Here is a 12,047-nt window from a genome sequence, read left to right as displayed (position 1 = left end):
AGGTATGTAAAATTATACTATTTATGACGTTTAGATTAAATCTTTAGGAATTTCGCAAACAGGAATTGGATTCATTTTGTGTAAGTTGCTGGTATTGTATCTTTTAAATATTTTGAAAACTTCTTTTTCTCTTCCTTCAAAGTCATTTTCTGTTTTTCCTTCATCATTCATTGACATGGCCCATTCCAATTCTGGATACGATGCACCAATTTGGTCTTCGTCACTTCTAGCGTCGCCAAAAAGCCCATCACTAGGCGCTGCATTAATGATAGATTCTGGTACTTTTAAAAATTGACCAATAGTATACACTTCACTCTTAAGTAAATCAGCAATAGGACTTAAATCTACACCACCATCACCATATTTTGTGTAAAAACCAACACCAAAATCTTCTACCTTATTACCAGTTCCAGCAACTAATAAGCCTAATAAACCAGCATGATAATATAAAGTTGTCATACGTAAACGTGCACGTGTATTAGCTAAAGCCATATCAACGGTAGCTTGTTGACCTTCAAGTGAGACTTCAGTTTTAAACTCTTCAAAAACAGGAGTTAAGTCAGACACTATTCCTTCAACATTTGGATAGCGTTCTTTAAGTTGTTTAATATGTTCTTGCCCTCTTGATACATGACTAGCAGCTTGGTGTATTGGCATTTCAATACATAAAACTTTCAATCCAGTTTCAGCACAAAGGGTAGAGGTTACAGCACTATCAATACCACCAGATATCCCAACAACAAAACCATTAACTTTTGCGTTAGTAGCATAGTCTTTTAACCATTTTACAATATGTTTAACAACTTTTTCTGTTTGCATAATCAAAGAATTTTAAGCAAAGTATAGTACCTTTGCCTAACAAAAATAAAGCAAACCCATTAGTAATAAAAATTAAGAGACCTTAACTTTTATGAGAGTATCCATTTTAATAGTATCATTATTTTTTTTATTGTTTTCTTGTCAAGATGATAATAAGCTTGAAGCGCAAATTTCAAAAATTGATATTAATGTAAATATAGAACGTTTTGATATCGCTTTCGCGAAAGCTGAGCCAGCCAATTTACCTGCTTTAAAAGCTGATTTTCCGTTTATGTTTCCAAGACAATATGATGATGCGTTTTGGTATAATAAAATGCAGGATACATTACAGCGACAATTAAGTGAAGAGACTATAAAAAAGTTTCCTACTTTAAAAAAGGAAACGGAAGACATAAAAAAAATGTTTCAACATTTAAAATATTACTTTCCTACCTTTAAAACACCACGAATAATAACAACAACCTCTGACGTAGATTATAAAAATAAAGTTATTGTTACAGACACAATTGCAATTGTAGAGTTAGATACTTATTTAGGTAATGATCATTTTTTTACGAAGGCTTACAATCCTATACAGTAGCAAACATGAAGCCGGATCAAATTGTAGTTGATTTAGCAAATGCTTATGCAGAAAAATATGTTTTAAACAGCAGGCGTAAACACCTTTTAGATGAGATGGTTTATTTTGGAAAACTACTATATATAAAAGACAAAGTGATTCCGTTTATTTCAGATGCTCAGAAAATAGGATATTCACAACAACAGTTAGATTGGGCTTTTGTAAATCAAGAACAAATATGGAAATACTTTATCCAAAAAGAACTGTTGTACAGTACGGACTCTAAATTACCAAATCGATTTATTAACCCTGCACCATTTTCAAAATTTTATTTAGCAGAAATCGATAACGAATCACCAGGTAAAATAGGTCAATTTATAGGTTGGCAAATAGTAAAAGCATACATGAATAATAATGATGTGACTTTAAGTGAATTACTAAATACGCCAGCACAAACCATTTTTAATAAATCATATTATAAACCAAGAGAATAATGGCTAATAAAACTTCAGAAATTACATTAACAGTTCAGTTAGACGAAAACAAAGTTCCAGAAAAATTAAACTGGACAGCTCAAGATGGAGGTATTACTAATGCAGAAGCAAAAGCAATGATGTTATCTGTTTGGGATAGTGCAGCTCAAGAGTCTTTACGTATTGACTTATGGACAAAGGATATGCCAGTAGACGAGATGAAAGTGTTTTTTCATCAAACATTAGTAGCCATGAGTAATACTTTTAATAGAGCTACTCAGGACGAAAAGATGACAGCAACCATGAAAGATTTTTGTGACTATTTTGCTGAAAAGTTAGAACTTAAAAATAAGTTTTCTAAATTATTTATTATAAAAAAACGCGAACCATTTGGCTCGCGTTTTTTTATAATGATAATTACGTTTTATTCACCTAAAAAAGGATATCTGTAATCTACTGGAGTTACAAAGGTTTCCTTAATCATTCTTGGAGATACCCAACGTAGTAAGTTTAATGCACTACCAGCCTTGTCATTAGTTCCAGATGCTCTAGCTCCACCAAATGGTTGTTGTCCTACAACAGCACCTGTTGGTTTGTCATTAATGTAAAAGTTTCCAGCACAGTTTTTTAATGCTTTAGTAGCTTCTACTACAGCATATCTATCTTGTGCTAAAATTGCTCCAGTTAATGCATATTCACTAGTTTGGTCAACTAATGTTAATGTTTCAGAAAATTTATCATCTTCATAAACATAAATTGTAATTACAGGACCAAATAACTCTTCTTGCATAGTTGTGTATTTTGGGTCTTCAGTAACAATAACTGTAGGCTCTATAAAGTAACCTTTAGATTTGTCATGGTTACCACCAACTATAATCTCTACATTGTTGTCCGTTTTTGCCTGGTCAATGTATTTAGCTAATTTGTCAAAAGAGCCTTCATGGATTACAGCGGTAACAAAGTTGCTTAAATCTTCAGGAGATCCCATTTTAAAAGAATTTACATCTTCAATAACGTAATCTTTAACTTCGTTCCAAATACTTTTAGATACATACGCTCTAGATGCAGCGCTACATTTTTGACCTTGAAACTCAAAAGCACCTCTTACAATTGCAGTAGCAACTTGTTTTGGATGAGCGGTTTTGTGTGCAACAATAAAATCTTTCCCTCCAGTTTCTCCAACTATTTTAGGGTAAGTTTTATAATTATGAATGTTGTTACCTATTTGTTTCCACAGTTCTTTAAATACATATGTAGACCCAGTAAAGTGTAAACCAGAAAAATCAGGACTTGCTAAAACAGTATCGGTAATCATTACAGGATCACCAAAAACAACGTTTATAACTCCAGCAGGTACGCCAGCTTCTTTAAAAACGTCCATGATTACTTTAGCAGAATATATCTGAGAATCACTAGGTTTCCATACTACAACGTTACCCATTAAAGCCATGCAAGCAGGAAGGTTTCCGGCAATAGCAGTAAAGTTAAAAGGTGTAACAGCATAAACAAACCCTTCAAGTGGTCTGTATTCTAAACGGTTCCAAGCGTCACTAGTACTTTCTGGTTGATCATGATAGATCTCAGTCATGTAATGTACATTAAAACGTAAAAAGTCAATTAATTCACAAGCAGCATCAATTTCGGCTTGATGTACAGTTTTTGACTGTGCAATCATTGTAGCTGCATTAATTTTAGCTCTGTAAGGACCTGCAATTAATTCGGCAGCCTTTAAAAATATTCCAGCTCTGTGCTCCCAAGGTGTATCAGCCCATGCTTCTCTTGCTTCTAAAACTGTAGAGATTGCTTCGTCGATATGTTTTTGTTCTGCTATAGCGTGTGTTCCAACAACATGTTTGTGGTCATGTGGAGGAGACATAGTGTTTGTTTTATCTGTTGTAACATCTTTACCATTAATATACATTGGTACATTAATTTGACTGTTAAACATTGTTTTGTAAGCGTCTAAAACTGCTGCTCTTTCTGGTGATCCAGGAGCATAACTTTTTACAGGTTCGTTAACAGCAATTGGTACATTGAAAAATCCTTTTCCCATGATAAGTGTTGTGTTTGTAGTTTAAAATTTAAAGTACAAAGTTAAGGATTTTTGTTGGGTTATTTGTGTTAGTAAAATTGTAAAATTAAGAGGGTTTAAAACGTTATAAATAACTTTAAATATCCTATTAAGGAAGATTAATTTAGGGCAAAAGGCGCACTTAATTTAAATGTAGGAATAGCTACATTAAATTTTTTGGTAGTTGTAAAATTAACCATATTGTAGTGTCCTTTCATAGCTCCAAATGGAGAAGTAAGTAAGCAGCCTGAAGAGTAAGTGTGAGATTCTCCTGGTTTTAAAACAGGTTTTTGTCCAATAACACCTTCGCCTGTTACAATTACTGGTTGGTTTAAGGCATCAAAGATGGTCCAATGTCTTGCATTAAGTTGAACTGAATCTTTGCTTTGATTTTCAATGGTAACTTGGTACGCGAATGCAAAGTTAATTTTATAGTCTTTATAAAATGTACCTTCAAATTCCGTTTCTACCGTAATTTTTATTCCTCTTGTAACTTGTTGAACCATTATGTAAGCAGTTTGCTTATTGTAAAAATAATAAAATATATTTTAAGTTAAACTTATTTATGGATGTAACTACCTTTTTAACAATTAATTAGTGATTCCAACAGAGTTAATTTCGCCTAAACCTATAATTTTATCATACCTAGCACCTAATTCTCTATAGTAAACTAAGACTTTATAGTTGTTTTCGGTTTGCCAAAAATTACCGCCAATGGTATATTGGTCAACGTCACCTTTGTCATTAACAATAGCATATTTGTAATTGTAATACCCTTGTTTTAATAAAATAGCAGTACTGTAAACACCTTCGTCCTCATAGTATTCTAATTTTGTTGCATCTTCTATTTCGTAATTATTAAAATTACCATAAACATAAATGTGACTGTCTTCTTCTAATTTAGGGTATTGTAGTGCAAAATGTACCCAAGCATAATCTGCTTCAGTTTCTGGTTGCTCAGAATTTAAAGCGTTAATAAAAAAGTTTCCGTTTAGATCTGGATTATAGCTGTATTTTTGATTTGCTCTAGAAGTGTTAGTGTATAAGTAAGTTTGGTATAAATCTTCTAATCTTATGTATTGTACGCCATTATTTGCAGCTCTTATTTCTTTATTTTCAAAACTTAAAAATTCATTACCTCCAAAAAAGCTTGAGGCTTCGGTGTATCTGTAGCTTAATTCGTTAGCTAAAATATACTGAGGTTCTAAATCGGTGATTGCATTTTTAATATTGTTATTTTGAATTATAACCGTTTTTACTGTTTTTTTAGGATTTACAAATTGAATTGTACTTGAGCTTATTGCAATGTCAACCGATTGTTTCTCGGCAATTGTTGATACATCTCTAGAGCGTTTTATTTGTACTCCAACATCTGATAGTTGTTGATAAACCATAAATTTTCTGTTAAAAACAATATCATCATAATCATCATAAACGGTTATGATATAATTACCGGTAACTTTAATGTTTTTGGTGTATTGATTTGGTATAGAAAGGTTGTAATGTGAGTAAGTTTGAAGTGTATTAAAAGAGTTATCATAATCCCTTATGCGTTGTTCGTCAAAACCTTCAATGTATTCTGATTTGACTAAGTTTGAAGGTGTCCAATCAAAATTATAGTGTTTAATTTCGTAATAATAATCTTCTTCATCTCCATTTAAAGCATCAAATTCTAGTGTTATAGTTTCTCCTAAAGCAATGATTGGCAATTGACTTTCAGTTGTTCCTCCATTAAAATAGATAGATTTAATATAGTCTGGAGGAATGATTTCTTCAACTTGTGCAAAACTGCAGTAAGAAATAAGTGAAAAACAGATGTAATATATGGTGTTTTTGTACATTTAAAAAGTAGCTTTAAATAACAAATATAATCAATTTCTGTGCCTAAGCGGTTTGCTTTATTTAGAATTGTTATAAATAAAGAAACAACAGTGTTAACCTCAAAGTAAATTTGTTATAAATTTGTATTTTTGCTCGGATTTTTAAGCCTTAAAAATCACAATCAGTATAACTATTAACCAATAGATTTATAATATGTCAAACGACATTAAGATTAAAAAAGGTCTGGATATTAAATTAGTCGGAGCAGCCGAAAAGGTTACCGAAAGTGCTATTGTTAGCAATTATTATTCAATTAGACCGGAAGATTTTCATCAAGTTACCCCAAAATTAATAGCTAAACAAGGCTCAAAAGTAAAAGCAGGAGAACCTGTTTTTTATGACAAAGCTAATGAAGCTGTAAAATTTGTTTCACCTGTTTCAGGAGAAATTATTGAGATAGCTCGTGGTGAAAAAAGAAAAATTATTTCAGTAAAAATTCAAGCAGACAAAGAACAATCATTTCATGATTATGGTAAGCTAGACGTAAATTCAGCTTCAGCTGAAGCTATTAAATCACGTTTACTAGAGTCAGGATGTTGGGCATTTGTAAAGCAACGTCCTTATGATGTTATTGCAAAGCCAGATGGTCAGCCTAAAGCTATTTTTATATCAGCTTATGCAAGTGCCCCTTTAGTAGCAGATTTAGATTATGTGTTACAAGGTAAAGAGGCGCAATTGCAAGCAGCAGTAACAGCTTTAAGCAAATTGACAACTGGTAAAGTTCATGTTAGTGTTGCTAAAAAAGGTAATTCGCCTTTAGCAGGACTATCAGATGTCACTTTACACAAAGTATCTGGACCACATCCTTCAGGAAATGTAGGGACGCAAATTAACAAAATAGACCCAATTAATAAAGGTGAGGTTGTTTGGACAGTAAATGCTCAAGACCTTGTTATTATTGGAGACTTATTGTTAACTGGCCAGTTTAATGCAGAGCGTATTGTAGCTTTAGCAGGTTCTTCTGTAAAAAAACCACGTTATTTTAAAACTAAATTAGGTAGCGAAATCGCAACTATGGTTTATGATAACGGAGTTGATAAAGACGGAAATGATCGTATCATTTCAGGAAACGTTTTAACAGGTAAGCAAGTTAAACCAGATGGATTTTTAGATTATTACAGTAACACAATTACTGTAATTCCTGAAGGTGATGATTACGAGTTTTTTGGATGGAATAAGCCGATTTTTAATAAAGTATCAACATCAAGAGCTTTAACTTTTTCATGGTTAACACCAAACAAAAAGTTTGACTTAAACACCAATACAAACGGAGAACATCGTGCTTTTGTTATTACTGGTAGTTATGAAGAAGTATTTCCTTTAGATATCTTTCCAATGCAAATTTTAAAATCTTGTATGTATAAAGATTTAGATGAAATGGAAGCTTTAGGTATGTATGAGGTTGCACCAGAAGATTTTGCTTTAACAGAATTTGTATGTGTGTCTAAACAACCACATCAAAAGATTATTAGAGAAGGATTAGATTTAATGCTTAAAGAAATAGGATAATGGGCTTAAAAAGTAATTTACATAATTTAAAAGAAAAGTATAAAGGAACCAAAATGGCTCCTGCGTTTAACGCCATTCATACTTTTTTATACTTGCCAAATGAAACCACTCATGGTGGAACGCACATTAAGGCAGCAGATGATTTAAAACGTACTATGAATATTGTAATCATGGCTTTAGTGCCATGTTTAATATTTGGTATTTTTAACGCAGGTTACCAGCATTATGCAGCTATTGATGCAGCATCAGGAGTTATTAGAGAAGCCTCTTTATTTAGCAACTTTATAACTTGGGACAACTTTGTTGTTGGAGCTTGGACTGTGTTACCATTAGTAATTGTATCCTATGGAGTTGGTCTTATTGTTGAATTTATTTTTGCAGTAATTAAAGGTCATGAAGTAGAAGAAGGTTACTTAGTAACAGGTATGTTAGTACCATTAATAGTGCCAGTTGATATTCCATTATGGATGTTATCTGTAGCAGTAATTTTTGGTGTAGTAATCGGTAAAGAAGTTTTTGGAGGTACAGGAATGAATATTCTAAACCCAGCATTAACCATTCGTGCTTTCTTATTTTTTGCATATCCAACATGGATGTCAGGAGATAAAGTTTGGGTACATGAAGCGGTTGAGCGTGCAGGAACTGCAGATGCAATATCAGGAGAAACCTTATTAGGTGCTTATGCACAAAATAGTAGCTTAGCAGGAATTGATTATATGGACATGTTTTTTGGATTTATTCCAGGATCAGTTGGAGAAACTTCTAAATTGTTAATCATTATTGGTGCTCTGTTTTTAATCTTTACTAAGGTTGGAAGCTGGAGAATTATTATTTCTACTCTAATAGGAGCTTTAACAATGGGATTAATATTTAACGGAGTTGTATCTGCTGAATGGATTGGAGAATCTAGCAAATTTTACGGATTAATGAATGTGCCATTCTGGCAACATTTAATTATTGGTAGTATTTTATTTGGTGCTGTTTATATGGCAACAGATCCAGTAACTGCATCTCAAACAAATAAAGGTAAATGGATTTATGGGTTTTTAATTGGTTTCATTTCAATAATGATTCGTGTATTTAATCCAGCGTATCCAGAAGGTGTGTTTTTAGCTATTCTATTAATGAATGTCTTTGCACCAACTATTGACCATTACGTAATACAAGGAAACGTAAAACGCAGAATGAAACGTTTAAAAGTTAAAACAGCATAATCATGGCAATGAACACAGATAAAAATTCATATACTGTAATATTTGCAATTGTAATGGTGCTTGTTGTAGGGTCTTTATTAGCCTTTACTGCAGCAACCTTAAAACCAAATATTGCTGAAAACAGAAGAATGGAAAAGCAACAGAATATTCTGTATGCTATGGGAGTTAACGGTAACGAAGGTGATGGAGACATAACTTTTGTATCTACAGATAAAGTCGCTGACGATTTTAAAAAGTACATCACTAAACAATTAGTTATTGAAAATGGTGTGGCTAAAGAAGATGATGAAGCTTACTTAATCGATATTAAAAAAGAACAAGCAAAAGCTAAAATTGGTGGAACAAGACGTTTACCTTTATTTGTTGGAGAAAAAGATGGAGAAACATTTTACATCGCTCCAATAAGAGGAAAAGGACTATGGGATGCTATTTGGGGTTATGTAGCTTTAGACCAAGATATGGTTGTAAAAGGTACATTTTTTGACCATGCTGGTGAGACACCAGGTTTAGGAGCAAACATCAAACAACGTTACTTTATGGACGATTTTTATGGTGAAAAATTATTAACTGACGCAGGTGTATTTAAAGGTATTACTGTTGCTAAAGGAAATAATGATCCAAAAAACGAAATTAAAGACGACAATGAGGTTGACGCTTTAGCAGGAGCAACTATCACAGGTGATGGTGTGTCTGCAATGATTAAAAAAGATTTAAAGTTATACCAACCGTATTTCGAGAATTTAAAAAAACTAGCTAGCAATTAATTATGGGACTACTTTCAAAAAAAGACGCAAAGTTAATAACAGACCCTTTAGCAGATAACAACCCTATTACTATACAAGTATTGGGTATATGTTCTGCTTTAGCTATTACCGCAGAGTTAAAAGCGTCGTTGGTAATGGGTATTGCTGTAATGTTTGTATTAGGAATAGGTAACGTGGTAATATCATTAATGCGTAACATAATTCCTTCTAAAATTAGAATTATTGTACAACTAATTGTAGTTGCTGCTTTAGTAATTATTGTTGATCAAGTATTAAAAGCTTTTGCTTACGAGTTAAGTAAAACACTTTCAGTATTTGTTGGTTTAATTATTACTAACTGTATTATTATGGGACGTTTTGAAGCTTTTGCTTTAGCAAACAAACCTTGGAGGTCTTTCCTTGACGGAATTGGAAACTCTTTAGGTTATGCAGTCATCTTAATAATTGTTGGTTTTTTTAGAGAACTTTTAGGATCTGGTACTTTATTTGGTATTCCAGTTTTAGGTGATCCAATCGAAAAAACAGGAGTGTACGCATTAGGTTACGAAAACAACGGATTTATGTTAATGCCTCCAATGGCATTAATAATTGTTGGACTTATCATTTGGGTACAACGTAGTAGAAACAAAGCATTAATCGAAGACTAAAAATATTATGGAACATTTAGAATTATTTTTCAAGTCGATTTTTATAGACAACATGGTATTTGCAGTATTCTTAGGAATGTGTTCTTACCTAGCAGTATCTAAAAAAGTAGCAACAGCTGTTGGATTAGGTGCAGCAGTAATATTTGTATTAGCCATTACTGTACCATTAAACTGGTTATTGGATCAGTACATTTTACAACCAGGAGCATTAACTTGGTTAGGTGCAGAATATGCAGATTACGATTTAAGTTTCTTATCATTTATCATGTTTATTGCAACTATTGCAACAATGGTACAATTGGTAGAGATAGTGGTAGAAAAATTTTCACCATCACTTTATAACTCATTAGGTATTTTCTTACCTCTTATTGCAGTAAACTGTGCCATCTTAGGTGGATCATTATTTATGCAGTCAAGAGAAATCGAAACTTTAGGTTTAGCATTTAACTACGGTATCTCTTCAGGTATCGGATGGTTTTTAGCAATACTTGCTATTGCGGCTATTAGAGAAAAGATTAGATACAGTAATGTACCTGCACCATTAAGAGGATTAGGAATCACATTTATCATTACAGGATTAATGGGAATTGGATTCTTAAGTTTTGGAGGTATGTTAACTGGAGGAGATGAAGAAGAAGCTCCTAAAAAGGAAAATACAACAGTAGTGAAAACTAAAGTTGAAGCAACAAAAGAATTAGCTAACAATACTAAAATAATAGAGTAATATGATTTTAGCAGCAGGAACAACAGGAACAGTAATAGTAACTGTAGTAGCTTTTTTACTTATAACATTAGTATTAGTAAGTTTACTACTTTTTGTAAAACAAAAATTATCACCTTCAGGTCCAGTAAAGATCTTAATTAATGGTGAAAGAGAAATCGAAGTATCTTCAGGAGGATCATTATTATCAACTTTGGGTAGTAATAAAATCTTTTTACCATCAGCTTGTGGTGGTGGTGGGACTTGTATTCAATGTGAATGTCACGTTTTATCTGGTGGAGGTGAAGCTTTACCAACAGAAACACCTCACTTTTCAAGAAAAGAATTAGCACATGGTGCACGTTTATCTTGTCAAGTAAAGGTTAAGCAAGACATGGAAATTACAATTCCAGAAGAAGTATTCGGAATTAAAAAATGGGAAGCAACTGTAGTATCTAACTACAACGTGGCAACATTTATTAAAGAGTTTGTAGTTGAAATTCCAGAAGATATGGACTACAAAGCAGGAGGTTATATTCAAATAGAAATTCCTAATTGTACAGTTAATTATTCAGAGATGGATATTACTGCACATCCAGAAGATCATCCAGGCGAGCCTAACAAGTTTGAGGCAGATTGGGATAAATTTGGTTTACGTCCTTTAGTAATGAAAAATGATGAGTTAGTTGAAAGAGCATACTCTATGGCTTCTTATCCTGCAGAAGGAAGAAGAATCATGCTTAACGTACGTGTGGCTACTCCTCCTTTTGATCGTGCCAAAGGTGGCTGGATGGATGTTAATCCAGGTGTTGCATCATCGTATATCTTTAATCAAAAGGTGGGTGATAAAGTAACTATTTCAGGACCTTATGGTGAATTCTTTATCAACGAGTCTGATGCAGAAATGCTATACGTTGGTGGAGGTGCAGGTATGGCTCCAATGCGTTCTCATTTATATGAGTTATTTAGAACGATTAAAACTGGTCGTAAAGTTACGTATTGGTATGGTGGACGTTCTAAAGCAGAGCTATTCTACATTCACTATTTTAGAGCATTAGAAAAAGATTTCCCGAACTTCAAATTCTTTATTGCATTATCAGACCCAACCGAAGCTGATAACTGGAAATTAAAATCAGATATTAATGATGAGTCTGGTGATGGATTTGTTGGATTTATTCACCAAGTGGTAATAGACCAATATTTATCTAAGCACGAAGCTCCAGAAGACATAGAATTATACTTCTGTGGTCCTCCTTTAATGAACCAAGCAGTTCAAAAAATGGGAGAAGATTTTGGTATTGACGATGAAAATATCAGATTTGATGACTTTGGAGGATAGAAATAATCAAAAGATTATAAAGTTTTCTTAATATATAAAAAGCTCGATACGAAAGTGTCGAGCTTTTTCGT

10 protein-coding genes and 2 pseudogenes are annotated in these 12,047 nt (G+C 32.8%); 8 read left to right on the top strand and 4 right to left on the bottom strand.

Features of this window, described 5'->3' with window-relative positions; genetic code table 11:
• Positions 1-30: 30 nt before the first annotated feature.
• Positions 31-819, bottom strand: coding sequence for an NAD(+) synthase (nadE, locus tag AC0L4B_RS01140; protein WP_028607289.1), 789 nt, complete (start codon positions 817-819; stop codon positions 31-33).
• A 91-nt stretch (positions 820-910) separates the two neighbouring features.
• Here nadE and gldB point away from each other — a divergent pair.
• Positions 911-1,872: pseudogene (gldB, locus tag AC0L4B_RS01135) on the top strand (gliding motility lipoprotein GldB).
• Positions 1,872-2,198 (top strand): annotated as a pseudogene (gene gldC / locus AC0L4B_RS01130) (gliding motility protein GldC); the annotation flags it as partial. The pseudogenes gldB and gldC, both read left to right, overlap by 1 nt.
• 77 nt (positions 2,199-2,275) lie before the next feature.
• On the opposite strand, the gene pruA reads toward gldC, so the two are convergent.
• The 3 genes from pruA to AC0L4B_RS01115 form a co-directional block, all read right to left on the bottom strand.
• Positions 2,276-3,904, bottom strand: a complete 1,629-nt coding sequence (gene pruA, locus AC0L4B_RS01125; RefSeq protein ID WP_473438186.1) for an L-glutamate gamma-semialdehyde dehydrogenase — start codon at positions 3,902-3,904, stop codon at positions 2,276-2,278.
• 137 nt (positions 3,905-4,041) lie between these two features.
• Positions 4,042-4,428 carry a Co2+/Mg2+ efflux protein ApaG gene (gene apaG, locus AC0L4B_RS01120; protein ID WP_473438185.1) on the bottom strand — a complete coding sequence of 129 codons (387 nt, stop codon included), beginning with the start codon at positions 4,426-4,428 and terminating at the stop codon, positions 4,042-4,044.
• Positions 4,429-4,512: 84 nt separating this feature from the next.
• Complete coding sequence (locus AC0L4B_RS01115; protein WP_473438184.1) at positions 4,513-5,763, bottom strand: type IX secretion system plug protein; 1,251 nt, start codon at positions 5,761-5,763, stop codon at positions 4,513-4,515.
• Positions 5,764-5,956: 193 nt separating this feature from the next.
• On the opposite strand from AC0L4B_RS01115, the gene AC0L4B_RS01110 reads away from it, so the two are divergent.
• The 6 genes from AC0L4B_RS01110 to nqrF are packed head-to-tail and all read left to right on the top strand — an operon-like array spanning position 5,957 to position 11,976.
• On the top strand, positions 5,957-7,312 hold the full coding sequence (locus AC0L4B_RS01110; RefSeq protein ID WP_473438183.1) for a Na(+)-translocating NADH-quinone reductase subunit A: 1,356 nt from the start codon (positions 5,957-5,959) through the stop codon (positions 7,310-7,312).
• A complete protein-coding gene (locus tag AC0L4B_RS01105; RefSeq protein WP_028290154.1) occupies positions 7,312-8,526 on the top strand; it encodes an NADH:ubiquinone reductase (Na(+)-transporting) subunit B in 1,215 nt (404 codons plus the stop codon). The genes AC0L4B_RS01110 and AC0L4B_RS01105 overlap by 1 nt, the downstream gene beginning before the upstream one ends.
• Before the next feature lie 2 nt (positions 8,527-8,528).
• Positions 8,529-9,290: a Na(+)-translocating NADH-quinone reductase subunit C gene (locus AC0L4B_RS01100; RefSeq protein WP_473438182.1), complete on the top strand. Its 762-nt coding sequence runs from the start codon at positions 8,529-8,531 to the stop codon at positions 9,288-9,290.
• A gap of 2 nt (positions 9,291-9,292) precedes the next feature.
• Positions 9,293-9,937 (top strand): NADH:ubiquinone reductase (Na(+)-transporting) subunit D, encoded by a 645-nt coding sequence (locus AC0L4B_RS01095; RefSeq protein ID WP_028290152.1) that lies wholly within the window; start codon positions 9,293-9,295, stop codon positions 9,935-9,937.
• Positions 9,938-9,944: 7 nt separating this feature from the next.
• Complete coding sequence (nqrE, locus tag AC0L4B_RS01090) at positions 9,945-10,661, top strand: NADH:ubiquinone reductase (Na(+)-transporting) subunit E (RefSeq protein WP_473438181.1); 717 nt, start codon at positions 9,945-9,947, stop codon at positions 10,659-10,661.
• Position 10,662: 1 nt separating this feature from the next.
• Positions 10,663-11,976 (top strand): NADH:ubiquinone reductase (Na(+)-transporting) subunit F, encoded by a 1,314-nt coding sequence (nqrF, locus tag AC0L4B_RS01085; protein WP_028290150.1) that lies wholly within the window; start codon positions 10,663-10,665, stop codon positions 11,974-11,976.
• Positions 11,977-12,047: the final 71 nt, after the last annotated feature.

This window comes from Olleya sp. NP1-10 (assembly GCF_055804415.1).
The sequence above is the reverse complement of the archived record's forward strand: the minus strand, read 5'-3'. Positions and strand labels throughout refer to the sequence as shown.